The sequence below is a fragment of the Micromonospora sp. RTGN7 genome (assembly GCF_033804645.1).
GTDB lineage: Bacteria > Actinomycetota > Actinomycetes > Mycobacteriales > Micromonosporaceae > Micromonospora.
The window spans coordinates 44,478-69,812 of record NZ_JAPZLF010000001.1 but is presented as its reverse complement, the minus strand read 5'-3'; the positions used below and the strand labels follow the sequence as shown (position 1 = coordinate 69,812).

General features: G+C 74.1%; 18 protein-coding genes and 1 pseudogene. 12 read left to right on the top strand and 7 right to left on the bottom strand.

The annotated features are described in order from the left end of the window. Positions 1-70 precede the first annotated feature (70 nt). Positions 71-634: a dienelactone hydrolase family protein gene (locus tag SNR22_RS00320; RefSeq protein ID WP_320064149.1), complete on the top strand. Its 564-nt coding sequence runs from the start codon at positions 71-73 to the stop codon at positions 632-634. Between the two features lie 44 nt (positions 635-678). Here SNR22_RS00320 and SNR22_RS00315 read toward each other — a convergent pair whose 3' ends face one another. Beyond that, the gene (locus SNR22_RS00315; RefSeq protein ID WP_320064148.1) at positions 679-3,222 is read right to left on the bottom strand and encodes an AAA family ATPase; all 2,544 of its coding nucleotides are present in this window, start codon (positions 3,220-3,222) and stop codon (positions 679-681) included. Positions 3,223-3,419: 197 nt separating this feature from the next. Between SNR22_RS00315 and SNR22_RS00310 the strand changes: the two genes are divergently transcribed. Both SNR22_RS00310 and SNR22_RS00305 read left to right on the top strand, forming a co-directional pair. Then, positions 3,420-6,344 carry a helix-turn-helix transcriptional regulator gene (locus SNR22_RS00310; protein ID WP_320064147.1) on the top strand — a complete coding sequence of 975 codons (2,925 nt, stop codon included), beginning with the start codon at positions 3,420-3,422 and terminating at the stop codon, positions 6,342-6,344. Positions 6,345-6,467: 123 nt separating this feature from the next. Further along, entirely contained in the window at positions 6,468-7,238 is a 771-nt protein-coding gene (locus SNR22_RS00305) for a DUF5995 family protein (protein ID WP_320064145.1), read from the top strand. Between the two features lie 718 nt (positions 7,239-7,956). Here the strand turns inward: SNR22_RS00305 and SNR22_RS00300 are convergent. The 5 genes and pseudogenes from SNR22_RS00300 to SNR22_RS00280 form a co-directional block, all read right to left on the bottom strand. Then, positions 7,957-8,166, bottom strand: coding sequence for a hypothetical protein (locus SNR22_RS00300; protein ID WP_320064144.1), 210 nt, complete (start codon positions 8,164-8,166; stop codon positions 7,957-7,959). A gap of 438 nt (positions 8,167-8,604) precedes the next feature. Continuing rightward, positions 8,605-8,856 (bottom strand): annotated as a pseudogene (locus tag SNR22_RS00295) (helix-hairpin-helix domain-containing protein); the annotation flags it as partial. A 1,292-nt stretch (positions 8,857-10,148) separates the two neighbouring features. After that, positions 10,149-11,498, bottom strand: a complete 1,350-nt coding sequence (locus SNR22_RS00290; RefSeq protein WP_320064142.1) for an NAD(P)/FAD-dependent oxidoreductase — start codon at positions 11,496-11,498, stop codon at positions 10,149-10,151. 17 nt (positions 11,499-11,515) lie between these two features. Further along, a complete protein-coding gene (locus tag SNR22_RS00285) occupies positions 11,516-11,866 on the bottom strand; it encodes a TcmI family type II polyketide cyclase (protein WP_320064141.1) in 351 nt (116 codons plus the stop codon). A 154-nt stretch (positions 11,867-12,020) separates the two neighbouring features. Beyond that, positions 12,021-12,833, bottom strand: coding sequence for an AfsR/SARP family transcriptional regulator (locus SNR22_RS00280; protein ID WP_320064140.1), 813 nt, complete (start codon positions 12,831-12,833; stop codon positions 12,021-12,023). Between the two features lie 426 nt (positions 12,834-13,259). Here SNR22_RS00280 and SNR22_RS00275 point away from each other — a divergent pair, with 426 nt between their 5' ends. Genes SNR22_RS00275 through SNR22_RS00235 form a run of 9 tightly spaced genes read left to right on the top strand, consistent with a single transcriptional unit; the run spans position 13,260 to position 21,291 of the window. Next, positions 13,260-13,475 carry a hypothetical protein gene (locus SNR22_RS00275; RefSeq protein WP_320064138.1) on the top strand — a complete coding sequence of 72 codons (216 nt, stop codon included), beginning with the start codon at positions 13,260-13,262 and terminating at the stop codon, positions 13,473-13,475. Beyond that, complete coding sequence (locus SNR22_RS00270) at positions 13,472-15,271, top strand: acetyl-CoA carboxylase carboxyltransferase subunit alpha (protein ID WP_320064137.1); 1,800 nt, start codon at positions 13,472-13,474, stop codon at positions 15,269-15,271. Before SNR22_RS00275 ends, SNR22_RS00270 begins: the two co-directional genes overlap by 4 nt. Beyond that, the gene (gene accB, locus SNR22_RS00265; RefSeq protein WP_320064136.1) at positions 15,268-15,744 is read left to right on the top strand and encodes an acetyl-CoA carboxylase biotin carboxyl carrier protein; all 477 of its coding nucleotides are present in this window, start codon (positions 15,268-15,270) and stop codon (positions 15,742-15,744) included. Before SNR22_RS00270 ends, accB begins: the two co-directional genes overlap by 4 nt. Positions 15,745-15,756: 12 nt before the next feature. Next, complete coding sequence (locus SNR22_RS00260) at positions 15,757-17,259, top strand: acetyl-CoA carboxylase biotin carboxylase subunit (RefSeq protein WP_320064135.1); 1,503 nt, start codon at positions 15,757-15,759, stop codon at positions 17,257-17,259. After that, positions 17,259-17,987: an SRPBCC family protein gene (locus SNR22_RS00255; RefSeq protein ID WP_320064134.1), complete on the top strand. Its 729-nt coding sequence runs from the start codon at positions 17,259-17,261 to the stop codon at positions 17,985-17,987. The genes SNR22_RS00260 and SNR22_RS00255 overlap by 1 nt, the downstream gene beginning before the upstream one ends. Beyond that, positions 17,980-18,417, top strand: coding sequence for a cupin domain-containing protein (locus tag SNR22_RS00250; protein WP_320064133.1), 438 nt, complete (start codon positions 17,980-17,982; stop codon positions 18,415-18,417). Before SNR22_RS00255 ends, SNR22_RS00250 begins: the two co-directional genes overlap by 8 nt. Then, a complete protein-coding gene (locus SNR22_RS00245; protein ID WP_320064132.1) occupies positions 18,414-19,688 on the top strand; it encodes a beta-ketoacyl-[acyl-carrier-protein] synthase family protein in 1,275 nt (424 codons plus the stop codon). Before SNR22_RS00250 ends, SNR22_RS00245 begins: the two co-directional genes overlap by 4 nt. Further along, the gene (locus SNR22_RS00240; RefSeq protein ID WP_320064131.1) at positions 19,685-20,974 is read left to right on the top strand and encodes a beta-ketoacyl synthase N-terminal-like domain-containing protein; all 1,290 of its coding nucleotides are present in this window, start codon (positions 19,685-19,687) and stop codon (positions 20,972-20,974) included. The genes SNR22_RS00245 and SNR22_RS00240 overlap by 4 nt, the downstream gene beginning before the upstream one ends. Next, positions 20,971-21,291, top strand: a complete 321-nt coding sequence (locus tag SNR22_RS00235) for an antibiotic biosynthesis monooxygenase family protein (protein ID WP_320064130.1) — start codon at positions 20,971-20,973, stop codon at positions 21,289-21,291. Before SNR22_RS00240 ends, SNR22_RS00235 begins: the two co-directional genes overlap by 4 nt. Positions 21,292-21,327: 36 nt before the next feature. On the opposite strand, the gene SNR22_RS00230 is transcribed toward SNR22_RS00235, so the two are convergent. Next, positions 21,328-24,873 (bottom strand): trypsin-like peptidase domain-containing protein, encoded by a 3,546-nt coding sequence (locus tag SNR22_RS00230; protein ID WP_320064129.1) that lies wholly within the window; start codon positions 24,871-24,873, stop codon positions 21,328-21,330. Between the last annotated feature and the right edge of the window lie 462 nt (positions 24,874-25,335).

Genomic DNA, 25,335 nt, shown 5'->3' with positions numbered 1-25,335 from the left:
GTGTCCACGCCGGGCGGGTCGCACCGCCGTCCGCCTGGTGGAACAGGGACCCCTGGACCAGGATGGCGACATGAGCGATGTCGCGCTGTTCCACTCCGTCTACGGCCTGCGCCCGGCCGTGCTGGCCGCCGCCGACCGGCTGCGTGCCGCCGGGCACCGGGTCGTCACCCCCGACCTGTACGGTGAGCCCGCCGTCGACACCGTCGAGGCAGGGTTCGCCCTGCTGGACAAGGTCGGCAAGCAGACCACGCTGGATCGGGCCCGAGCGGCGGTGGCGGGCCTGCCGCCCGACACGGTCATGGCCGGTTTCTCCTTCGGCGTGTGGGTGGCCGCAGAACTGCTCGCCGAGCGACCCGCCGCCGCCCTGCTCCTGTTGCACGGCATCGCCGGCACACCGGGCGCGGTCCGACCGGGCCTGCCGGTGCAGTTGCACCTCGCTGACCCCGACGAGTACGAGCCGCAGGACGAGGTCGAGGCGTGGCAGCGGGCGATGACCGCTGCGGGAGCCGACCTGTCGGTCTACCGCTATCCCGGCCCGGGTCACCTCTTCACCGACCCGGGCGTCCCCGACTATGACGCGGCCGCCTCCGAGCTGACCTGGGAGCGTGTGCTCACCTTTCTCGACGGTCGCTGACGGCGGACGCCGGGCGGCCGACGGCCGGGTACGTGGCCTTCTCCTCAGGCCGCCACGGCCAGGAGCCCGTTTCCCGTGCCCGGTCGGTCCGTCCGCCTCGGGCCCATCGCCCCGGCCGCCGTGGTCGAGCCGGCCGCCGTGGTCGCCCCGGCCGCCGTGGTCGAGCCGGCCGCCGTCGCACCGACGGCTATCCTGCCGACCGTCGTACGCCTCGACGCCGCCGGTGCGCCGATCGCCGCACGCGACGGCGACGTCCGGGTGCCCGATCCGGCCCCGATTCCGACGGAGTTGCGGTCCGGGTCGACCGGATTGCCGGGCACCGCCGGCGACGGGGCGCCTTCGCGAAGGCTGACGAGTCGGGCCAGGGGGGCGTTTTCGCGAAGGCTGACGAGTCGCGCCAGGGTGGGGCCGGCGGCGCCGGGCCGGTCGGGCCCGGCCGGGCGGAGGTCCCCCGGCGCACCTGCGTCGGCCGGGGGCGCGGGCGAACCGGTTATCGCGAGGCGAGGGCTCCGGGCCGGCTCGTGCGCCGCGCTGACCACGGCACGTGACCACACCGTGGGGTTGAGCGCGGCGGTGTACGCGACGGCGGCGGGGCGTGGGCTGGGGGTCGGGGCCGACGCGGCGACGGCCTGGTCGACGGTGGGGCGTGGGCCGAGGGGCGGGGCGAACGCGGCGGCCGTGGGACGTGGCCAGCCGGGCGTGCCGGCGAGCGCGAGCGCGGGGCGTGCGCACACGGCCGGACCGGTTGGCGCGGCGGAGGCCGGCCCCATGATCGCCGGCGTGCCGAACGAGTGGGCCGGAGCCGCGTCGTCCGGTCGCGCCATGTCGTAGAGCCGAGTTGTCCCGACGGCTCCGCCCGCCCCGGTCGGGGTCGTCAGGTCGGTCCGACGGGCGACGTCGGCCCGTACCGATCTCGGCAGCCGGTCGTGCGCGACCCTGCGCAGCGCCGGGTCCGCGACGTGGTATCCATCCATGGTGGCGCGGCGCAGCAGGCCGCGCCCGGCGAGCCGGAGCAGGACCGGCTCGGCCCGACCCGGCGCCCAGCCGAGGGCCTGGTCCACCCGCGCGGCGGAGACCGCAGGCCCCAGCGTGGCGACCACCATCGTCACGGCCCGTTCCGGGCCGGCGCAGGTGTCCAGCCGGGCACCGGCCGCCGCGCGCACCCGATCCGGCAGCTCCGCCGCCGGTTCCGCCCCGTCGACGAACCGCCGCACGTACGCCTCGGCATGCCCGGGTAGGCCGCCGACCAGGGGCAGCAGCCGCGCCGTCAGCGCCGTCGGCCGGCCGGCTCGGGCGAGCAGCCGGCGCAGCAGCCGCCCGGTCTCCACCCCGGACAGCGGGGGCAGTGGCACCTCGGTGCGCCGGTCGCCCGGCCCGGGATCGGTGTGTGCCCACTCCGGACGGTGGGTGGTCACCACAGCCAGCGGCAGCCCCCGGGTGACGGCCGCCGAGAACAGCGTCCGCAGGAACCGGGTCACCGCCGGGGCAGCGCGGTCCAGGTCGTCCACCGCCACCACCACAGGCTGGGTGGCGGCCCGGTGCAGCAGCAGCCGCTGCCAGACCGCCGCGCCGGCCGGGAACGAACCGTCGAGCAGCCCCTCCAACGCTGCCACCGTGGAGAGCGCCCGAACCGGCGGCACCAGGCCGTCCAGCGCCGCGAGCAACCGCCGGCGGACGATGGCCGGGGTGTCCTCGGCGCGTACGCCGGCGAACGCGCGCAGTAGGTCGGCCACGGGTTCCAGGGGCCGCTCCGGGTACGGCGGGCAGGCCGCCACGTACCAGGGCACCGGCGTCGTGCCGACGGCGTCGACGGCGCGGCGCAGCTCGTGCAGCACCCGGCTGCGCCCGCTGCCGGCCGGGCCGACCAGTGACACCCAACGCGGGCTGCGCTCGTGTACCGCCCGCAGCACCTGGTCCCGCGCGCACGCCAGCTGGCGGCGACGGCCGACCAACCGGCCGTGATGCCCGGCCGGCTCGCGGCGGGCCACCCCGGCAGCGAGCGCGACGTCCATCGGCAACGGCTTGCCGGCGACGGTCAGCGGGGGGAGCGCGCCGTGGTCGATCAGGCCGGCGGTGGCGCGGCGGGTGGCCGCGCAGACGATGACTGCGCCGGGCGGGGCGTACTCCTGGAGGCGGGCGGCTGCGGTGATGACCGCGCCGCTGGCCGTGCCGTGCGCACCGTCGCGCAACGCCGCGACATCCACCAGCGCCTCGCCGGTGGCGACACCGACCCGGGTGCGCAGGGCCGCCGCGCCGGGCAGCGCCCGCCCGTCCAGCGCGCGCTGGATCTCCAACCCGGCCCGCACCGCGCGGTACGCGTCGAAGCCGTCGGACTCCCGGGCCCCGAACAGGGCCATCACCGCGTCGCCGACGTACTTCTCGACCACCCCGCCCCACCGGCCCAGCACCCCGGCGACGGTGTCGAAGTATGCGCGTTGCAGGGCCCGCACCTCCTCCGGGTCGAGCCGGTCGACCAGCGCGGTCGAGCCGACGATGTCGGCGAAGAGCACCGAGACCGTCCGCCGTTCCTCCGGCACCGGCCACTCCGCCGGTGCTGTGACCAGTGCTTTCGCGACGATCGTGGACATTGGCAGCGCACCGTCCTTTCCCCCCGTTTTGGTGCCTGATGACTCCAGGAGACTCCCACCGTCGGCACTTCCGGGGATCGGCAGAACGACGTATGTCGGGCCCCCCGCAACCTTTAGTCGCAATGTCGACGCGAGGCGTACGAATGGCGGCGCGGACCCGTAGAACGGTTCGGGGACCTGTGACTAGGCTGCGAGCCATGGCCAGCGATGTGGACACCGCACCGCTCGTCGGCCGTGCCGACCAGATGGCGACGCTGCGGTCGGCGCTGCTCGACGACGTCGGGCCGGGGCAGACCGCGGCGGTCTTCCTCACGGGCGAGAGCGGGGTGGGCAAGACCCGGCTGCTGCGCGAGGTGGCCGACCGGCTGCGCGCGGCCGGCGCGTTGGTGCTCACCGGCGCATGCCTCGACATCGGCGACGCCTCCCCGCTACACCCCCTGTTGCAGGCGTTGCGCCGGTTCGACGCCGACCTGACGGCCGCACACGCCCGTACCTCGTCGGCGGTGCGGGGGCTGCTGAAGACGTTCGCCGAGGAGACCGGCGGCCCGGACGGGGCGGGCACCCTGCTGGAGCGGGTGTCCCGGGGGCTGCACCTGGTGGCCCAGGACCGCCCGCTGGTGCTGGTGCTCGACGACCTGCAGTGGGTGGACCGCAGCACCCGGGAGTTGCTGCTCTATCTTCTCGCCGGCCTGGGCGACCTGCAACTGTCGGTGCTCGCGGCCGTGCGGGCCGAGTCGTTACAGGGCGCGCATCCGCTGCGTCGGGTGCTGACCGAGCTGCGGCGACTGCGGTCGGTGCGGGTGCTCGACCTGGCCCCGCTGGACCGGGCGGACACCGAGCGGTTGGCGACGGAGATCGTGGGCCGGCCGCTGGGCGGGGAGGCAGCGGAGTCGGTGTGGCAACGCAGCGGGGGCAACCCGTTCGTGGTCGAGGAGCTGGCCCGGGACCTGCGCGACGGCCGGGACGGGCTGTCGGACACGCTGCGGGAGATCTTCCTGGCCCGGGTGGACGCGCTGCCCGAACCCGCGCACGCGGTGGTGCACGCGGTGGCCGTCGGGGTGGAGCCGGTGGCGCACTGGCTGTTGGCCGAGGCGACCCGGTTGCCGGAGGAGGAGCTGATCGACGCGGTCCGCGCGGCCGTGGCGCACCGGCTGCTGGTCGTCGACGACGACGGGTACCGGCTGCGGCACCGGTTGGTCGCGGAGGTCCTCGCCCACGAGTTGCTGCCCGCCGAACGCGCGGTCCTGCACCGCCGGTATGCCGAGGCACTGACCGCGGTCCCGGCGGAGCTGCACCAGGCCCGGCTGGCGCACCACTGGCGGCTGGCCGGCGAGCCGGGTCGGGCCCTGCCGGCGGCGGTGGCCGCCGCCCGGGAGGCCGAGCGACTACACGGCTTCGCCGAGGCGCACCGGCACTGGTCGGCGGCCCTCCAACTGGCCGACGTCCCGGTCAGCGGGGCGTCCCCGGCCGACCGCTTGATCGACGTCGACCGCGCGGAGTTGCTGCGGCACGCCGCCGAGACGGCCCACCACTGTGGCGAGCACGCCCGGGCGTTGGCCCTGCTGGAGGAGTTGGCCGCCGTCGGGGGTGCGACCCCGGCGTGCGCACTGCACATCCGGCGGGCCCGTTACCTGGCCGCCGCCGGCCGGTCGGCCCCGGCGGAGGCGGAGTACCGGCGGGCCCTCGCTGTCGCCGACTGCACCCCCCGGGAGCGGGCCGTCGCCGCCGCGCACCTGGCCGAGCTGCTGCTGTACCTGGGCCGGTATGCCGACGCCGGAGACCGGGCCCGGGAGGCTCTGGAGTTGGCCGCCGAGGTAGAGGGATCCGTCTCCGAAGTCGTGCTGGCCAGCATGGCGCTCGGGTTCAGCGAGGCTTACCTGGAGGACCCGGACGCCGGGTTGGCGGTCATGCGGGAGGCCCTGGACACCGCCGAGCGGGCGGGTCGGCCCGAGGACGTGGCCTGCGCGTACCTGCACCTGGCGGAGCTGCTCACCGGGCCGCTGAACATCCTGGAGGAGGGCGTCGTGGTCGCCCGCCGGGGCGCCGAGCGGGTCGCCGAGTTGGGGCTGGGGCGCACGTACGAGACCCGGCTGTTGGCCATCGCCACGAACGGCCTGTTCCGGGTCGGGCAGTGGGCCGAGGCGGAGAAGGTTATCGCGGCGGCGCTGCGCCACCGGCCCTCCGGGGCGGACGCCGTCGAGTTGCTGCTGGCCCGTTGCCGGCTCTCCGTCGGCTACGGCGACATCGACGCCGCCGACCGGGACCTGGAGGCCGTGGCGACCGTGCTGGCCGGCGGGGGCGCCCGGCACGTCATCCCGCTGCTGACCCTGCGCGCCGGGCTGGCGATGTGGCAGGGGCGGCACGACCTGGCCCGGCAGGCGGTGCAGCGGGGCGTGACCGAGAGCCGCTCCGACGACATGGGCATCCTCGCCGCCCTGGTCTGGCACGGGCTGCGCGCCGAGGCCGAGGCCCACGCGTCCCGCACGGTGCCGGTCGACGCCACGGCCGTGCGTCGGCTGCGCGAGGTGACCGAGCGGGTGGCCCGCAAGAGCGAGCACGCCGCCCGCCCGGTGCGCGATGTCGTCGACGGATTCCTGGCGCTGTGTGACGCCGAGCTCAGCCGCCTCGACGGCAGCGACCCGGCGCTGTGGGCCCGATCGGTGGCCCAGTGGGACCGCCGGCACCACCCCTACCCTGCGGCGTACTCCCGGCTGCGGCAGGCCGAGGCGCTGCTGGCCCGGCGCAGCCGCACCGCGACCGCCGGCAAGCTGCTGCGCCAGGCCTACCAGGTGGCCCAGGCGCTGGGCGCCGTGCCGCTGAGCACCGAGATCCGCACCCTGGCAGGTCGGGCCCGGGTGCGGTTGGAGGAGCACGGCATGTCGGTCGAGGGGCGGTCCGCGGCCGGGGACGAGTCGGCCAGCGACGAACTGGCGGTGCTCACCGCCCGGGAGCGCGAGGTGCTCACCGCGGTGGCCGAGGGGCTGACCAACAAGGAGATCGGCCAGCGGTTGTTCATCAGCGAGCGGACCATCGGCGTGCACGTCTCGCACATCTTCGACAAACTCCAGGTCCGCACCCGGGTGCAGGCCAGCGCGATCTTCCTGCGTAATCGTCCCGGGTAGGCCCGACGTACGTGGGTCGGCTACATATACGTCGTTCTACTGATCCGTCACACCGGCGAGGGCTGAGAGGCTGTGCTCCGATGTCGACGGCACGGGGGTGCCTCGGACCACAGTGGAGGAAAAATGGGCGAGCCGGTCTGGGGCCCGGTGCACCAGGACATCGTCGGACTGCTGGCCGACCACCCGGCGGACGTGCCGGCGGTGGTGGACCACCTCACCAAGCTCCAGGACCTGCTGGTCCGGCTGCCTCCGCTGGAGCGCAGCTGCCCCCTCGCGGATTTCAACGAGCTCTACCTGACCATCACGACCAGCGTGCTCGACGGCCTGTACGGCGATCGATTCGCCGATCCGGTCTTCCTGGCCCGGCTCGACGTGGAGTTCGCCGCCCGCTACTTCGACGCGCTGCGATACTGGACCGAGTCGAGCCCGAGCACGCCGCGGGCCTGGGCGTGCCTGTTCAAGCGGATGCGGGGCCCCGACGCTCGGCCGCTGCCCTCAGCCGCGGCCGGGGTGAACGCGCACATCAACTACGACCTGCCGTTCGCGCTGGTGACCACGCTCGACAGCCTGGAGTCCGAGCCGGTCGACGGCAGCGACCAGCACCGCGACTACCTGCAGATCAATCATATCTTCGCCGAGCGGATCCCGGAGCTGCGCCGCGGTTACCTGGACAACTGGCAGCTCATGATCGACATGCTCAACGGTGACATCGACGACTGGTACCAGGGCGAGTTGGTGGAGTACACCCGGAACGTGGCCTGGCGCAACGCGCAGAAGATCTGGCGCTGCCGGCACGATCCGGAGGCCCGCGAGTGTGAGCGTGAGCGGCTGGACGACAATGCCGCCACGCTCGGCCGGCTGCTGCTGTCGCCCCTCGGGGCGTTCCTGCAGTAGCCGGGACGGGGGGTCCCCGCGCTACCGGGGGGGAAGCGCGGGGACACCCCCTGCCCAGACCGTGCCGACCGGCCGTCCTGGGCCGCCAGGTGGGGGGCGACCCGGGCACGGACACCGCCACGACCCTGTTCGACATCGACACCACGCTCGACCAGGTCGCGGTGCGGTCACCGGCCAGCACCGGGCAGTTGTCCGCCACCGGCAGCTCGGCGTCGCCGCCGGCCGCGCGGCCGGCGTCGACATCTACAGCGTTGTGCGTGACGGCCGGGCGGTGCAGGCGAAGGGCTTCGAGGGCCGGGCCGGACGCTAGAGGGCTGCCCGAATGGACGGGGCAGGGCATCGAGGCCGGCAGGGCGGGCCGGACGCATCGGATAAAAGCAGGGACGGCCGGACGCACGTACGGCAAGAAGGCAGCGGCGGGCCAGACGCGTACCACCGAGCGAAGGCAGGCACCGGCCACGCCCTGCGGCACGAGGGGCGGGGCGAGGTGGGCGCGCAGACGGGGCAGCTCCCTAGGGAACGCGATGGTATGCCCATCCCGCCCCGAACTCCGAGGACATACCCCCGGGAACTGGACACCTGGGACGTGGCCGGGAAGCCGTCTAGTTCGAAAAAGAGAACCAGCCTCCTAGGATGCCACGGGCGGTGTGACGGGGTCGATCGGGCAATGCCACGGCCCGCGTCCCCGGGTGGGGGCGCGGGCCGGAGACCGGTGGACCTACTTGGACGGCTCGGGAAGTTCGCAGTCGATCTTCGGGTTGGCGCCGATGTAGTTCAGCGGTCCGGCCACGATGGTCACCAGAATCGTGCCCGCCTCGGCGCAGTTCGTGTCGTCGCCTTTGTAGTAGCCACGCTGGCCTGCGGCGATGGCGCCGATAACGAGCCAGATGACAAGGATGATTCCCAAAATCGACGGGCCACGCCGCATGGCTTCCTCCCGGGTTGTGGTGGGTCGAGCTGAGCCCGTTGTACCCAGACGTGAGGATCGGCTAAACGGCGCCCGGGGTCCGAGCCAGTGCGACGGTTGTCCGAGTTCGGTCAGTGCAGCGCTGCGGGAAGCGTGGTCGACCGGCTACGGGTGTGCCCGGGGCAGTGAGGGCACGCTGGTGCTTGGCGTCCCACCACGAGGCGGGGAACCGGGTGGATCGCCGCCGGGTGTCGATGCCGGTGGCTGCGGCAACCGGAGCGGTCCGCGTCCGAGCTGGATCACGACGTACCCGTTGGCGTACCCCGGGATGGGCGTTGTCCCGACGCGTTGGCGGGGGCGGCGTCCGCCAACAGAATGGCCGCCCGGGCCGGTGACCCCCTGTTCGGGGCCACCGGCCCGGGCGGCGCGGTCAGGACGTCCGTCGGGCGTCAGCGCCAATCAGGACGGGCTGTCGCCGGCCGGCACCGGGAAAGTCCGCTCGGCCTCGGCCGGAGCCCCGGCGAGCACCCTGGCCTGCTGAGGCCAGGTGGCCAGGCTCGGGGCCGCCCGGAGGCCGGCGGTCCGGATGGTGTCGCGCAGGGCGGCCTCGTCCAGGTCGGCCAGCTGCCGGTAGGTACGAATTCCGGCGTTCTGGAGCGCGGTGGCCATCTTGGGTCCGATGCCCTGGATCCGCCGGAAGTCGTCGGCGGCCGCTGCCCCGCCCCCGTCCACTACTCCCGCTTCGGCTTCAGTCGACCCGGGCGTCGGCGTCGTGACGGGGGACGCGGTCGGCGTTGACGGGGCCTGCTCGTTCACGCCGACCGGCGCGTCGGTCGCCGGCGGCTCGGCGTCGTCGGCGGCGACGCGGGGGGCGGGGATGGCCGGTACCGGGGCTGCCGGGGTCGAGACAGGAGCATCCTCGGCCACAGCGGCCCGGGTGGAGGCGTCACCGTCGGCGGGGGCGTCCTCGGTCGGAGTGGCTTCGGCGGAAACGGCCTCAGCGGAAACCGGCTGGACGGGAACGGCCCCGGCGCGGGTCGGCGTCGTTTCCCCGGTCGGCTCGGACGCGGTCAGGGGCTCGACCTCGGGCTGGGACGCGGTCGCCGGGGCGACGGGTGACTCCGGCGTGAAGGTCGGTTCCGCCTCCGACACCGGAGTGGTCCGCGATTCCGTTCCGGTCGTCGGCTCGTCGGTACGAGCGGGGTCGTGCTCGTCAGCCGACGGCTCCTCCGGCCGGTGGATCACCGGCGGGGTGTCCTCGGCGGGATCGGTGAGGGCCGGGGTGGCCGCCTCGATCGGGCTGGCGGCGTCGGCCGAGGAGGAGACGGCCGAGGAGGAGACGGCCGGGTCGCTCGCGGCATCGGCCAAGCCGCCGGGGGTGAAGACGGCCGGATCGCTGTCGTGCAGGACCGCGCCCGGGGGAGTCGCCTCGGCGGTCTCGGGAGCGGGGCGGTCGACGACGGCGATCGTTTCGGCCGCCGGGGCGATGGTGGCCTCTGGCCGCTTCGTGTCGACGGTGGCCTCGGCGGCCGGGGCGGACATCACGGCCACCCCGGCGACGGGATCGCCCTCCACGATGGGCGTACCGGTGGCCGGAGCGCCCCGCCGGCCGCGTAGCACCCATCCGGCCGCCGTACCCAGCAGAATAGCCAGGATCACGATCAGCCATTGCCCGAAAGTCGACGGCACGGCGAACCTCCCTCTTGTGAGTGTGTTGGTGAAAAGTCGCGAGAAAAATCCGTCGCAGCTTCGCACACGCGTCGTGCCGGCGACAGACAGGTCTGTGGGCCTGCGGCACTGGCGGGGACGCTCAACACCTCTTGTGGCGGCGCAATGACCGAGCGTGCAACGGTCGCATTCCGTGCTTCGTCCCGTCGTGGTCTTCCGCGGACGGCATATGGGCGGCACCCGCGCGCGTGATGGGCGGCATCCGCCGAGCCTGGAGGACACCTGGACGGCACGCGGCCCGGCACCGTGGGGAGGTGCCGGGCCGCGTGGACGGTTCAGTCGGACTCGCTGCGATAGCTGTAGAAGTCGTCAACGAACTTCCGGCGCAGCGCGGGGACCCGGCTGGTGACGCCGAAGTGGCTTCGCGCGCCGAGTAGCGCGAGCCGGCCGATCACCGGCCGGTACATGGCGTCGCCGCCGCTGGTGCCGCTACTGCGCAACGAGTCGGCGACCCGGGCGAAGCCGTACGGGATCATCTCTGCCTCGTAGTCGGCGACGGCCTGCACCAGGGGCTTGTCGCCGGCGGCGGCGAGTCTGATCTGTCGGCAGAGCAGCGCGGCGTCGCGCAGGGCGGTATTCGCGCCGACGCCGCGGCCCGGTGTCATGCTGTGGATCGCGTCGCCGAGAAGAGTGACGGTGCTGCTCTTCCACGGCGCGACCGGGTCGGAGGTGGCCACCTTTACCGGCAGGGCGCTGCCGGGGTCACAGCGGGCCAGCAGTTCGCGCAGTCGTGGATGCCAGTTGCGGGTCAGGTCCAGGGCGACCTGGACGAGTTCTCCGCCCCGGCGTTTCATGATGTTTGCGGGGAACCGGCGGGCTGTGCTCCACATGATGAGATTGATGTTGTCGCGGGTGGGGTCGTGCCGCAGGCCCGGCCAGCGGCGCAACAGCGCGGCGTCGGTGTCGCGCACCCAGGGCTTGACGTCACCATGGCGGTCCCACTTGAACTCCATCACGTGCAGCACGCCCATCATCCCGCCGCCGCCGAAGATGAGCGAGATGCCCTGCTGGAGCCGCTCCGGGATCAGCTCTCGGGTGTAGTCGGTCAGCGGGATCCGGGTGGCGATGTTGATGGTGCCCGCGTCCCGGCTGGTGGCGTGTGGCAGGTATTGGCGGCGGACCGCGGAGTGCGTCCCGTCCGCGGCGACCAACAACTCGCCGGTGGCGCTGCTGCCGTCGGCGAAGTGCGCGGTGACGGTGCCGTCGTCGCGTTGCTCGTACCGGGTGAAGGTCCTGCCGAAGTGGACGACGTCCTCCAGGCCGGTGAGCAGCACCTGGCGCAGGGTCATCCGGGCGACGGACCGTTCGGTGTCGACCGTGCCGGTGTCCGGTCGCAGTTCGAACGACGCGGTCTGGCGTAGCCGCTCGGTGATGACGTTGAAGTACCGGGGGGAGCGGGCGCAGGTGACGACGAAGGTGTCGAACAGTTCCTGCGGGAGGCACTCCCGCAGGGCCCTGCTGCCGGTGGGGCTGATGCCGACCCGGTAGCCGAGCAGCCCGTCGGAGCGGTCGGTGACGCGTTCGTGGACCGAGACGTCGAGGCCGGCCCGGCGTAGCCCCTGGGCCAGGCACAGGCCGCCGGTGCCGGCACCGATGATCAGGATGTGTGGGGCCTTGGCTGACATGTGGGTCGGCCGCCGGCTCAGCCGGCCGTGCCGGTGGTGCTGACCGACGATGTGGCGTCCCAGCTGTAGAAGCAACCGGCCATGGCGTCGCGCGGGGAGCGCCATGTCGGCAGGTACGGCGAGGTGTGTGCGGAGAGGCGCTCGTTGACCTGGAGAAAGAGCGGGTGGTTGCGCGCCGCGGCGAAGCTGCTGGGGTCTACGTCCTCGGTCTCCATCAGGTGTACGCACAGATCGTGCAGGCAGTACAGGGAGCGGTGCCGGACCCCGGTGAGGCCCGGCAGATCCGTCACGTCGGACTCGGCGAAGATCTGCGCCACCCGGCCTTCCGCGCCGGGGATGATCCGGCTGACGATCAGTAGACGACTCATGGGACCCCTCCCGCTGGTGGTGCCCCTCCGATGGTGGTCGGGTGACCACGGGCACCGCTGCGGCCCACCCTTCCCGACGGTCTGTCACGTCACCGTCACCAGCAGTGTGGTGGTGGTGACGGTTCGGTTGGGCCTGCCTGGGGCGGGACGCGGGTCAGCGCGGGCGGGGGCTGGTGCGGGGGGCCGGTTCGCGGCGCGGGTCGGGGGCGACCGGTCGGGTGGCCCGCCGGATCGGCGCCAGCGTGTCCTGGAGCAGGGCGGACATCGCCGGGGACGGTTCCAGGCGCAGCTCCCGCAGGAGCATGTCGCGGTAGGCGTAGAAGGCGTGCACGGCCTCGAAGACATTGCCCTCGGCGAGGTGGATGCGCACCACCAGCCGGTGCGGCGTCTCACGCAGCGGTTCCGCCGCCATCGCCTCCAGCGCGGCCTCCAACGCCTCACCGTGACGGCCCGCCGCGATGTGGTTGCGGGCGACCTGTTCCAGCATGTGCAGCCGTAGCTGGCGCAACCGTTCCCGGTCCAGCAGCACCCAGTCGTCGTACCAGCCGGGCAGCAGGTCGTGCCGGCCGGCGCTGAGGGCGGCGCTGGTGGTGCCCGGGTCGTCGCCGTCGCGTACCCGGGTGGCGGTGGCGGTGAGGTCATCGACGTCGAGCCGGACGCTGGGGTGCAGACATGCGGTGTCGCCGGTGGTGACCAGGGGGCAGCACGGGTCCTGGCGCAGCCGCCACAGCGCGGTCCGCAGGGAGGACAGGGCGCGCTCCTCGGGTGCCTCGGGCCAGAGCAGGCCGGCGAGGTGGCTGCGGGTGGCGCCGGGTCGCAGCCCGATCAGTGCCAGGACGCGTTGCAGACCCCGGGGTACGACGACCGGTTTCCCGTTGTGCAGCAGGCGGAAGCCCCCGAGCAGGTGCAGCGACACCTCCGGGGTCGCGTCGTGCCTTGTCGTCGGCGTGAGCCTGTCAGCGGTCACGGCGGCACCCCCTGCACCGGACCTGGTCCGGACTGTCATGTGTCCCGGCGCGCGGGGTGTGCCCGGGGCGCCACTGCTGTCGGTGGCTCCACGCGGCCGGACCGAGTACCGCGACGGCCGGGCTGACCCGATTGAAGATTAACAACCGCGATTACGGTGAGTCAACCCGCTGTCTGCTGTGGTAATTGCTCTGTCGTCAGCATGACACGTCTTCAACTGCGAAAACTTGTCGCCATCAGTATGTGATTCACAGGCGCGGCACGGATTATTCACAGGTTCCATCAACGCAGCGTCACTATGAGTCGTGTCCGGTGGGTAGCCGACGGTGACGCCGTCGTGACGGCGGTACGCGCACCGTGGCGGCAGTCGTCCCGCGTGACGGACGGGCCACGCCACGCCCGTCGCGGGTCCTAGAGAGGCACGTTCATGGATCGTTCGCTGATTGTCGCCGACGTGGTGCCCACCGCCGAGGAACAGGCCGTCGGGGTTGTCGCCGAGCCGGGCGCGGCGGAGCCGCCGCACCCGGCCGGGGTCCGGCGCCGGCCGTACGACCTGCCCGTCCATCCGCTGGAGATCGGGCGGGCGGGGCGGGACTCGTTCTCCTGCCGTCGTCGGGATTCGGCGATCGGGCGGCGGTCGTGACCGCCACGGTCGGTCGAGACGAGCAGCTCTGGTCGCGTTGCGGCGGGTGCGCCGCCCTGCTCTACCGCAAGCGGCTGCGACGCAACCTGGATGTCTGCCCGGAGTGCGGCGCGCACGCCCGGCTCGGCGCGCCGGAGCGGCTGCGTCAGCTCGTCGATCCGTCCTCCTTCGTCGCCCTGCCGGACTGTCCGGACGACGTGGACCCGATCGGCTTCGTCGACGTGCTGCCGTACCCGCACCGGCTCACCGCAGCCCGCGCCGGCACCGGCCTGGCGGAGGCCGTCGTCTGCGGTACGGCCACGATCGGAGGCCACCCGGTGGCGCTGGCGGTGATGGACTTCCGGTTCCTCGGCGGCAGCCTCGGCTGCGTGGTCGGCGAGCTGATCACCTGTACCGCCGAGCGGGCTCTGACCGACGGCGTGCCGCTGGTGCTGGTCACCGCGTCGGGTGGGGCGCGCATGCAGGAGGGCGCCCTGTCGCTGATGCAGATGGCCACTGTGAGTCAGGCGGTCGGGGCGTTGCGCGAGGCGGGGCTGCTGACGGTGAGCGTGCTGACCGATCCGACGTACGGGGGTGTGGCCGCGTCGTTTGCCACCAACACCGACGTGCTGCTGGCCGAGAGCGGCGCCCGGATGGGCTTCGCCGGCCCCCGGGTGATCCGGCAGGTCACCGGCCGGGCGCTGCCTGAGGGGTTCCAGACTGCCGAGTTCCTGCTGCGCCACGGTCAGGTCGACATGGTGGTGCAGCGCCGGGCCCTGCGGGGGCGGCTGGTGGCGCTGATCGCCGCTGCCCGGTCGGGCCGGCGGGCCGTGCGCCGGACGGAGACCGGGCAGCTCGTCCCGCGCCAGTGCGCCGCCGCGCCGGCCGGGCCGGGCCGCACCGTGACCGGCACCCCGGACGGCCGCACCGTGACCGGCACCCCGGACGGCCGCACCGTGACCGGCACCCCGGACGGTGCCGGTGCCGGCGACCCGTGGGACACGGTGCGGATGGCCCGCCATCCGGGCCGGCCGACCACCCTGGACTATCTCGACAGCGCGTTCGACGGCTTCATCGAGCTGCACGGCGACCGGCTCGGCGCCGACTGCCCGGCCGTGGTCGGCGGGCTGGCCCGCCTCGGCGACCGGCACCTGATGGTCATCGGTCACCAGAAGGGGCACCACACCGCGGAGCTTGTCGCCCGCAACTTCGGCATGGCCAGCCCGGCCGGGCACCGCAAGGCGCTGCGGTTGATGCGGCTCGCCGCCCGGCTGGGCCTGCCGGTCGTCACGCTCGTCGACACCCCGGGGGCCGACCCCGGGGTGCGCGCCGAGGAGCAGGGACAGGCGGCGGCGATCGCGGAGAGCATCCTCACCCTGAGCAGCCTGCCGGTCCCGGTGGTCGCGGTGGTCACCGGCGAGGGTGGCAGCGGCGGGGCGCTGGCCCTCGCGGTCGCCGACCGGGTTCTGATGCTCCAGCACGCTGTCTACTCGGTGATCAGTCCCGAGGGATGCGCCGCGATCCTCTGGCCGGACAGCTCCGCGGCACCGCAGGCGGCCCGGGCGCTGCGGTTGACCGCGCCGGACCTGTGCGCGCTCGGCATCGCCGACGACATCGTGGCGGAGCCGGTGCCGGGGGCCCACGCGGACCCGGAGGCCGCCGGTGAGCTGCTGCGCCGGGCGGTGCTGGCGAACCTGGCCCCGCTGCTCGACGTGCCGCCCGCGATCCTGGTCCGCCGGCGCCGGCAGCGGTTCCGCCGGTACGGCGCGGCGCGGACCACCGGCGGCGTCGGCGCGCCGACGGAGGTCGTGCGGTGACCGCCGGGGGGACGTCCGACGAGGCCGTGCTGGCCGAGCCCGACGACGCCGTGCTGACCGGGTTGCGCCGCCACGCCCGGGACCTCGTGGCCGAGCTGGCCGGCCCGGTCCGCCGGGTGCGGCTGAGCAGCGGGCAGACCGTGTTGGAGGTGGAGTGGCACGGGGTGGCGCAGCCGACGTCCGCCCCGTCCGTTGCGGCCGTCGCGCCGACGCCGGCCCCGGCGGGCAGCGACCAGATCGTCGTGCGGTCACCGGTCGTCGGCACCTTCTACCGCGCGCCGGAGCCCGGGGCCGCGCCGTTCGTCGCGGTCGGCGACCTGGTCCGCTCCGGCCAGGTGGTGGGGATCGTCGAGGCGATGAAGCTGATGAACGAGGTCACGGCCGAGAGTGCCGGCCGGGTGGTGGCGGTCCTCGCCGTCGACGCGGCGCCGGTGGAGTACGACCAGCCACTGCTCGCGCTGGAACCGGCCTAGGGCGGGGTGGGCATGTTCGAGAAGGTACTGATCGCGAACCGGGGCGAGATCGCGCTGCGGGTCCTGCGCGCCTGCCGGGAGCTGGGGGTGCGGACGGTCGCCGTCTACTCCAGCGCCGACGCGGACTCCGCGGTGGTGCGGCTGGCCGACGAGGCGGTCCGGATCGGGCCGGCGGAGGCCCGGCGCAGCTACCTCAACGCGGCGGCGATCATCGAGGCGGCCCGGCTCACCGGCGCGCAGGCTGTGCACCCCGGCTACGGGTTCCTCTCCGAGGACGCCGACTTCGCCGAGATCTGCGCCGAGAACGGGTTGACGTTCGTCGGCCCGTCCCCGCAGGTGATGTCCGCGCTGTCGGACAAGGCCACCGCCCGGGCGTGGATGCGTCGGGCCGGGCTGCCGCTGCCCCCGGGCAGCGTGGAGACCCTGCCGACGGTGCAGCAGGCCGCCGAGGTCGCCGCCGAGGTCGGCTATCCGGTGATCGTGAAGGCCGCCGCCGGCGGCGGCGGGCGGGGTATGAGCGTGGTACGCGCGCCGGCCGACCTGCCCCGGGCGTACGCGCGGACCCGGGCCGCCGCCCAGGCCGCCTTCGGCGACGACCGGGTGTACGTCGAGCGGTACCTGACCGACGCGCGGCACGTCGAGGTGCAGGTGCTCTGCGACGGCGACGGCAACGGCGTGCACCTGGGCACCCGGGACTGCTCGGTGCAGCGGCGACATCAGAAGCTGGTGGAGGAGGCGCCCGCCCCGTCGTTGTCGGCGGCGACCGCGCGGGCCATCGCGCAGGCCGCGCTGCGAGGGGTGCTGGCGGTCGGCTTCACCGGTGCGGGCACGGTGGAGTTCCTGGTGGACGACGCCGAGCAATTCCACTTCTTGGAGATCAACTGTCGGATCCAGGTGGAACACCCGGTGACCGAGATGATCACCGGCGTCGACCTGGTGCACGAGCAGCTGCACATCGCCGCGGGGGTGCCGCTGCGGCTGCGGCAGTCCGACGTCCGCCTGCACGGGGTCGCGGTGGAGTGTCGGGTAAACGTGGAGGACCCGGACCGCGGCTTCGCGCCCACCCCCGGCCGGCTCGACCGGTTCCACCCGCCCGGGGGGCCCTTCACCCGGGTGGACACCCACGGCCACCCCGGCTACGTGGTGGGCCCCCACTACGACTCCCTGTTGGCCAAGGTCGTCGTCTGGGCCCCGGAACGGGAGTTGGCGCTGAATCGCCTGGAACGGGCGCTCGACGAGTTCGACATCGCAGGCCCGGGCGTGCGGACCACCATCCCCTTCGTCCGGCGGGTGCTCGACGACCCTGCCTTCCGCAAGGGCCGCTACTCCACCGGCCTGGTCGACCGGCTGCTCGGCGGGACCGACCCGCCCACCGCGACGACAGCCGTACCCGCCACCCCCACCGCGACGACAGCCACCGCCGCCGCCACCGCCACCACCAGCACCGCCACCACCACCACCGTCGCCGTCGCCGACGGCCCTGCGCCGTCCCGCCCCGACCAGAGGAGGAAATGATGACCGTCACCCACGGCCGACCGTTGACCGCCGAGATCACCGACATCCTGGTGGCGCACTGCGGCCTGGACGCCGAGGCCGCGGCCCGGGCGCCCGACGCGTCTCTGGAGGAGCTCGGCATGGATTCGCTCGCCCTGCTGGAGCTCTCCGCCGTGCTCGCCGACCGCTACCGGGTGCGCATTCCCGAGGAGGCCGGGCAGCTGAGCATCGGCGCCGTCGCCGACCTGGTCGGCCAGGAGACCGACCCGCCGGGGCACACCGAGAACGGCATCGTCATCGCCGCGCCCCTGCGGCTGGTCTGGGAGCTGACCAACGACGTGGCGAACTGGTCGGACCTGTTCACCGAGTACGCGGCGGTGGAGATCCTCGAACGCGACGGCCGCACCGTGCGGTTCCGGCTGACCATGCACCCCGACGAGAACGGGGCGGTGTGGAGTTGGGTGAGCGAACGCACCACCGACTGGGAGAACCGGCAGGTGCGGGCGCACCGGGTCGAGACCGGCCCGTTCGAGTACATGAACATCCACTGGCGCTATCACACCGAGCCCGACGGCACCCGGATGACCTGGACGCAGGACTTCGCGATGCGCCCGCAGGCGCCGCTGGACAACGCGGGGATGACCGCGCGGATCAACGCCAACAGCCGCGTCCAGCTCGCGGTGATCAAGGAACGGATCGAGTTGGCGGCCCGCACCCGGCCCGCCACCACAGGAGGCGACGATGAGTGAGACGACCGACCAGCGGACGGCGGCCGGCGGGCCGGCCCATCGGGGGACTGTCGCCGGCCGGGACGTGCCGGCCGACCGGCGCCGCGGCGGTGAGCTGCGCGTGCTGCTCGGCCCGAAGACCGTCGGCAGCACCTCCGGGTTCATGGGGGTGGCGGTCCTGGCCCCGGGCGAGCGGATCGCCGAGCACTACCACCCCTACAGCGAGGAGTTCTTGTACGTCACGCGCGGGGCGCTCACCGTCGACCTGGACGACCACCCCGTGCCGCTGGCCGCCGGGGCGGCCCTCTTCGTGCCCGTCAACGTCCGGCACCGGCTGCGCAACACCGGCGTCGAGCCGGTCGAGGTGGTGTTCCACCTGGGCCCGCTCGCGCCCCGCCCGGAGCTCGGGCACGTCGACACCGAACTGGCCGAACAGCGGGGCACGTCGTGACCGCGCGCCGCACGGTGGTGACCGGCATCGGGGTGGTCGCCCCGGGCGGCGTGACCCGGGACCGGTTCTGGAAGACGATCACCGAAGGGCGGACGGCGACCCGGCGGATCACCTTCTTCGACCCGTCGCCGTTTCGCTCCCGGATCGCCGCCGAGTGCGACTTCGACCCGGTCGCCGCCGGGCTCACCGAGGCCGAGCGGCGCCGCGCCGACCGGTACGTCCAGTTCGCCCTCGCGTGCTCGATCGAGGCGGTCGCCGACAGCGGGCTGGAGCTGACCGACGCCGAGCGGGACCGCGCCGGGGTGGTGCTCGGCACCGCCGTCGGCGGCACCATGGCCCTGGAGCAGGAGTACGTCACCGTCAGCGACTCCGGCAGCCGCTGGCTGGTCGACCACGCGCGCGGCGGACCGTACCTGTACCAGGCGCTCATCCCCAGCAGTCTGGCCGCCGACGTGGCCTGCCGGCACGGGCTGCACGGCCCCGCGCAGGTGATCTCCACCGGCTGCACCTCCGGCATCGACGCCATCGGGTACGCCCACCAGCTCATCGCCGACGGCGAGGCCGACATCGTGCTGGCCGGGGCGGCCGACACCCCGATCTCCCCGGTCACCGTCGCCTCCTTCGACGCGATCAAGGCGACCAGTCCGGACAACGACGATCCGGCGCACGCCTCGCGGCCGTTCGACGCCGACCGGCACGGGTTCGTCCTCGCCGAGGGAGCGGCGGTGCTGGTGTTGGAGGAGTACGGCCACGCCCGCCGCCGGGGCGCGCACATCTACTGCGAGGTCGCCGGGTACGCCAGCCGCAGCAACGGCTACCACATGACCGGGCTGCGCCCGGACGGGCTGGAGATGGGGTTGGCCATCTCGGCCACCCTGAAGCAGGCTCGGCTGATCCCCGAGCAGGTCTCCTACATCAGCGCGCACGGCTCCGGCACCCGGCAGAACGACCGGCACGAGACAGCAGCGTTCAAACGTGCCCTCGGCGACGCCGCCCGCCGGGTGCCGATCAGCTCCATCAAGTCCATGGTGGGGCACTCGCTCGGCGCGATCGGCTCCATCGAGATGGCGGCCTGCGCCCTGGCCGCCGAGTTCGGGGTGGTGCCGCCGACGGCCAACTGGGCGACCCGCGACCCCGAGTGCGACCTGGACTACGTGCCGAACGAGGCGCGGGAGGTGCCGGTGGACGTGGCGCTCTCGGTGGGCAGCGGCTTCGGCGGCTTCCAGTCGGCGATGGTGTTCCGCCGGCTCTCCCCGGCGGTCGCGGCGTGAGCACCCGGGCGGTGATCACCGGCATCGGGGTGGTCGCCCCGAGCGGGATCGGCCTCGACGCACACTGGTCCACGGTGTCCACCCGGACCCGGCGCACCGGCCCGATCACCCTGTTCGACCCGGCCTCCTACCCGACCCGCCTCGCCGGCGAGGTGCCCGGCTTCGCGGCGCCGACCTGGGCGGACAACCGTCGGCTGGTGCAGACCGACCGGTGGACCCACCTGGGGTTCGCGGCGACCCGGCTGGCGCTGGCCGACGCCGGGCTGCCCGAGACCGCCCCCGACCCGTACGGGTACGCGGTCACCCTCGCCAGTTCCTCCGGCGGGAACCTGTTCGGCCAGCGGGAGCTGCAACGGCTCTGGGGCGGCCCGTCGCGCACCGTCGGGGCGTACCAGTCGATTGCCTGGTTCTATGCGGCCAGCGTCGGGCAACTCTCCATCCACCACCAGTTCAAGGGCCCGTGCGGGGTGCTGGTCAGCGAGGCCGCCGGCGGGCTGGACAGCCTCGCGCACGCGGTGCGCACCGTGCGCCGGGGCACCCCGGTGGTGATCGCCGGGGCCACCGAGTGCCCGCTGAGCCCGTACGCGCTGGCCTGTCAGCTCGCCTCCGGGCTGCTCAGCGCGGAGGCCGACCCGCAGCGGGCGTACCGGCCCTTCGACGCCGACGCCGCCGGGTACGTCCCGGCGGAGGGCGGGGCGGTGTTCGTGGTGGAGGAGTTGGGGCACGCCCTGGCCCGGGGCGCCCGGGTCTACGGGGAGGTCACCGGTTGGGGGGCCACCCACGACGCCGTCCACACCAGCCCCGACTCGGCGGCCGACCCCGCCCAGTACGCCCGGGCGATGCGGCTGGCCCTGGACCGGGCCGGGGTCACCCCGGACGACGTCGACGTGGTGCTGCCCGATGCGCTGGGCGCCCCGCGTCAGGACCGGGCCGAGGCTGACGCGCTGCGCGCGGTGTTCGGGGTCCGGCCCGTCCCGGTGACCACCCAGAAACCGCTGACCGGCCGGGCCCACCAGGGCGGGTCGGCGCTGGACGTGGCGACGGCGCTGCTGGCCTTCGCGCACGACACGCTGCCCGCCTCCGCCGGCCCGGACCGTCCCGCCGACGGTTGCGAGCTGGACTTCCTGCGTGAGCCACGCCGGCCCGCCTCTCGGGTGGCGTTGGTCTGCGCTCGCGGCTTCGACGGTTTCAACAGTGCGTTGGTGCTGCGCGGCGCGGCGGCCCGCCCGGCGCCGCAGCCCCGTCGGGCGGCCGAGCCCGGCGCGACGAGAGGAGCGGACGGATGATCGAACAGCGGGCCCGGGTGGTGTTCCTGGTTCGGGTGCCGGACGAGCGCACGGGGGACTTCCTCCGCGCGTACCAGTCGATCCGGCATTTGGTCGCCGAGGGAACGCCGGGGCACCTGGTGGACCAGGTGTGCCGCTCGGCGACCAACCCGGAGCAGTGGCTGATCACCAGTGAGTGGGTGAACCTGGCCGCGTTCGAGGCGTGGGAGCGCAGCGCCCAGCACCGGGACCTGGTCCAGCCGTTGCGCGAGTGTTTCAGCGAGGAGGAGTTGTCGCTGCGCTTCCTGGTCTACGCGCAGACCCCCGCGCTGGCGTGATCGGAGCCGCAGGGCGCAGGCGGGGCCGGCCACGCCTCAGCCCGGGCACAGCTCGCCCTGGTAGGCGTCGTCCGGCACGAGGGCGCGTACGGCGTTGTCGGTGTTCGGGTCGGCCAACAGCCCACAGAGCCGGTCCATCACGTCGTCGACGGAATGGCGGTGGGTGTCGGAGGTCTCCGCCAGCCGGTGCAGCGGCGGCGGCTTCCCGGCCGCCGGGAGGGCGACGCCGATCGTGCTGTTGTCCAACACCGCCACCGGTCCGTCCGGGCCCCGGCCCAGCGGCACCACCGTCCCCCACTCGGCGGAGTGGGTGCGACGCTCACCGGAGCGCACCCCGTCGGGCAGCGACCACACGCTCACCTCGGGGGTGGAGTTGGTGGACAGCTCTCCGATGTTGCTGACGGTGGCGCTGAGCAGGTCGCGCCGCCAGGACAGCATCAGGGTCGACCCGGTCGCGTCCAGGGCGATGGCTCCGCTTCGTTCCTCCGGCCGCAGGTCGATCACCGGGGCCTTCGGGCGCAGTGCGGCGGTGTCCAGAATGCTCACCCGGGCGTTGTCGCCGGTCCGGTCCCGCGTGGCGACGGCGACCGTGCTCCAGTCCGCGCTCATCGCCACGTCGCTGATCCCGTCGACCAGGACCCGCCGGGCGGTCGCCCCGGTCAGGTCCGCGGCGGACAGGGCGATCCGCCGGCCGAGCGTGCCGCCCTCGCCCGAGGGCAACTCGACCAGCAGCGCGCTGCGCCCGCCGGGGCCAAGCCAGAGCTTGGCGACCGTGCTGCGCCAGGCCAGGGTGACCCGGCTGCGTTCCGCCCCGGTGCGCAGGTCGTACAGGACGACGGTGTTCAGGTCCGCGCCGGGGTCGCCGAGCTTTCTGCTGGCCGGCGTCACGAGGGCGAGCACCTCCCCGGTGGGGTCGATGCTCATGGCCCGGACCCGCAGGCCGGCCGTCATTCCGTCCAGCGGCACCGCGTGGCTCACCCGCCGCGCCCCGGTGTCGTAGACCACGAGGCAGCTCAACGTCGCGAGCAGCGAGGCGGGCCGGCAGGTGGGGTAGTCGTCGGGGTCGGGCTTCGGCAGCCCGCTGTCGTCCACCGGTGCCCCCATCCGCAGGACCGGCGCGACCGACTGGACGAACGCCACCCGATCGCCGGAGCGGCTGACGACTGGCCGGCCGGTGCCGACGCTCGATCGGGCCAGCCAGGTCAGGGTGGTGTCCCGGCTGACCGGGTCGGTCAGGTGCCACAGTGCGGGGCGGAGCGCCGCGTCCTGCGTGACCAGGCGGGTGCCGTCGGCGCTGAGCTGCTGCGACAGGTCGCTGCGGAACCACTCGCCCGGGGGCGGCTCGCCGGACGTGCCGCTGGGGGCGGGTTCCGCCCCGCTGCTCCGCGCGCCCGCGTAGTGCGGCAGCAGCGCGTCCACCCCCTCGTACCAGTCCGGGGCGGATGTGAACGACACGTCGGGGTCGGTGCGCCAGGCGCGCAGCGCGAGCTGGTTCGCCCCATAGCTGTCCCCCCTCGCCTGATTGCCGGCGTTCCTGACGAGGTCGGCGGCGGCGATCTTGGCGCGCTGTTCGGCGGTGGTCCGCCACGCGCCCCCCACCGCCCCCACGATGACCAGCAGGACGAGGCAAGCCGCGAGGACCCGCCGGTTGCGCCGGCGCAGGCTGTCGGCGATGAAGGCGTGTTCGGCCGGGGTGAACTGGTCGCCGTGCGTGCCGGCCCAGCGCCGGGCGTCGTGCAGGTCCGCCCCGGTGAGCCACCGCCGCCCCGCGCCGCCGGCCGTCCGTAACCGCAGCATCTCCTGCCAGGTGCGGAACTCGCGGTACTGGTCGGTAAGCGTGCGCAGCCGGTCCCATCGGGTCACCAGCGACTCGTGGGCCAGCTCCACCCCGGGCGTCGCGCCGACGGTCCGTAGCACCAGCAGCCGGGTGGTGGCCAGCCGCTGGGCGACCGCCAGTTGCGCGTCGTCCAGGTCGGCCAGGGCGGCGGTACGGCGCACCGACAGCTCGGGCAGCGGCCGGGTGAGCTGCGCGAGCAGTCGCTGCGCCGCCTCCCGGGCCACCGGGTCCAGGGTGCCCCACACCCGCTCGGCGTAACCGGCCAGCGCGCCCCGCACCCCACCCAACTCGTCGTACGCCCGGTGGGTGAGCAGGCCGGCGTGTCGGCGTTGCCACAGCTCGGTCAGGGTGAACTGCATCAGGGGCAGCGGGTTCGGCGCGTCCCGCACGTCGTCGACGATCCGGTCGATCAGCCCGGCCTCCGGCGTCACCGTGCCGGTCCGGGCCAGCGGCCCGGTGACCACCTCGCGCAGCTGGGACGGGGTGAGCTCGGCGACGGTGGCCAGCAGCCAGCGGCTGGTCAGCTCCGCCATCGCCGGCTCGCGCAGGCACGCCCCGAGGAAGGTGTCCCGCAGGGCGAGCAGGACCGACACCCGCGCCCCCGGGCGCAGCGTCACAGCCAGCACGTCGGCCAGGGCTCGGCGGGTCGCCTCCGGCTGGGCGAGCACCTCCTCGAACTGGTCCACCACGAGGACCAACCGGTCGGCGCCGGTGGCGGCGAGCACGACCGCCAGCACGTCGGCGCCGCCCCCGTCGGCCAGCCGACCGGCCAGAGCGGCCACCCGGTCCACCTGGTCGGCCGGGGTGGACTGGTCCGCCGGGGCCCGGTCGGGGGTGGCCAGCCGGTCGAGCGCCAGCGCGAGGGCGTGCAGCGCGGTGGCCCCGTCCGACGGGCGCAGGACGGCGACGGCGAGGTGCGGCGTGCGGCGCAGCCGGGCGAGCACCCCGGCGTGCAAGAGCGAGGTCTTGCCGACCCCCGACGGCCCGACCAGGCAGAGCACCGGCACGGACAGCGCCTGCCGGGCGAGCTGCTCCGCCTGCTCGGCGCGGCCGAAGAAGCACGCCTCGTCCTGCTCGCCGAAGGCCCGCAACCCCCGGAACGGGGATTCGCCCTCGGCGACCCGGGCCAGCTCCGGCCAGACCGGCAGCAGCCGGTCGGTGGGGAGCAGATAGCCGATCCGGGGCGGGGCGCCGAGGGCCTTCTGCACCACCATGCCGATCACGGCGTCGAGCTCGGTGTCCCACACGGGTGACCCGGAGAAGCCCTTCTCCAGGGTGGACGGCCGGCGGCCGTCGCTGAGGATCTCCACCCAGCCGGTGGCGACCGCGCCGCCGGTGCGGCCGTACACCCAGCTGCCCATCGTCAGGGCGGCGGGGAAGCCCACCATGACCAGTTGGGCGTCGGAGAGGCTGCGGTGCCGGGCGAAGGTGAGCGCCCGCGCCCCGGGCGGGGGCGGGGAGAGTAGGCGCAGCCCGGCGACGTCGCCGGTGTGTTCGGGGGCGACCGGCTGCCAGGCGACCACCTCGGCGGTCAGCCGCCGACCCGGGTCCAGCAGCGGGAAGTCCACCTCGACCACGCCGGCGGGCGGGTCGCCGTCGGCCGGGCAACCCAGCGCGGTAGCCACCACGTGGGCCGCGGTGAGCAGGTGGCTCGGCCCGGCGAGGAAGCCGGCGCCGGCCGGGGTGCCGCCCTTCCAGAGGCGGACCAGCGCGGCCTCGATCGGGATGCGGCGCGCTCCGTCCATCGTCCACCCGTTTCCCGTCGGTCGATCGGCGGTGTCGGGCCGTCGGCGGGCCCGCCGACCATCATGCCGGGTCCGTGTCGTCACGGACCCGACCCGGGCCGGGACGTCTCACCCGCACGTCGTCGGTCGATGAGGGCTCGCCCGATTTATACAGACGAATCGCACATCGTCCACCGATCAGGCATTGTCGACCGGCTAATCGTCGACAGTCATGGATGACCGACCGGCCGTCGCCGACCGACCAGCCGCCGCGGTCGGCGGACCGGCCGGCCGCCGTCCCGCCGGAGCCGCTTCCCGGAGGGCCGACGCCCGTGCGCCGCATCGGGCAGGCTGCCGCATCGGAGAACGTTTGTGCAGGTGGGCATGCTTATGCCTGGCTGCGGCGACGTTTCCCATGGCCTCGTGGCCTCCGATACTGCACCCCGGATCGGCTGACCGGCAATCGGGCCGGCCGACCTTTTT

What these genes read in the sequence shown, in the direction of transcription:
- SNR22_RS00315 (WP_320064148.1), bottom strand. Translation starts at nt 3,222, where the DNA reads ATGTCCACGATCGTCGCGAAAGCACTGGTCACAGCACCGGCGGAGTGG.
- SNR22_RS00230 (WP_320064129.1), bottom strand. Translation starts at nt 24,873, where the DNA reads ATGGACGGAGCGCGCCGCATCCCGATCGAGGCCGCGCTGGTCCGCCTC.
- SNR22_RS00320 (WP_320064149.1), top strand. Translation starts at nt 71, where the DNA reads ATGAGCGATGTCGCGCTGTTCCACTCCGTCTACGGCCTGCGCCCGGCC.
- SNR22_RS00290 (WP_320064142.1), bottom strand. Translation starts at nt 11,498, where the DNA reads ATGTCAGCCAAGGCCCCACACATCCTGATCATCGGTGCCGGCACCGGC.
- SNR22_RS00275 (WP_320064138.1), top strand. Translation starts at nt 13,260, where the DNA reads ATGGATCGTTCGCTGATTGTCGCCGACGTGGTGCCCACCGCCGAGGAA.
- SNR22_RS00255 (WP_320064134.1), top strand. Translation starts at nt 17,259, where the DNA reads ATGACCGTCACCCACGGCCGACCGTTGACCGCCGAGATCACCGACATC.
- SNR22_RS00305 (WP_320064145.1), top strand. Translation starts at nt 6,468, where the DNA reads ATGGGCGAGCCGGTCTGGGGCCCGGTGCACCAGGACATCGTCGGACTG.
- SNR22_RS00310 (WP_320064147.1), top strand. Translation starts at nt 3,420, where the DNA reads ATGGCCAGCGATGTGGACACCGCACCGCTCGTCGGCCGTGCCGACCAG.
- SNR22_RS00260 (WP_320064135.1), top strand. Translation starts at nt 15,757, where the DNA reads ATGTTCGAGAAGGTACTGATCGCGAACCGGGGCGAGATCGCGCTGCGG.
- SNR22_RS00285 (WP_320064141.1), bottom strand. Translation starts at nt 11,866, where the DNA reads ATGAGTCGTCTACTGATCGTCAGCCGGATCATCCCCGGCGCGGAAGGC.
- SNR22_RS00235 (WP_320064130.1), top strand. Translation starts at nt 20,971, where the DNA reads ATGATCGAACAGCGGGCCCGGGTGGTGTTCCTGGTTCGGGTGCCGGAC.
- SNR22_RS00250 (WP_320064133.1), top strand. Translation starts at nt 17,980, where the DNA reads ATGAGTGAGACGACCGACCAGCGGACGGCGGCCGGCGGGCCGGCCCAT.
- SNR22_RS00300 (WP_320064144.1), bottom strand. Translation starts at nt 8,166, where the DNA reads ATGCGGCGTGGCCCGTCGATTTTGGGAATCATCCTTGTCATCTGGCTC.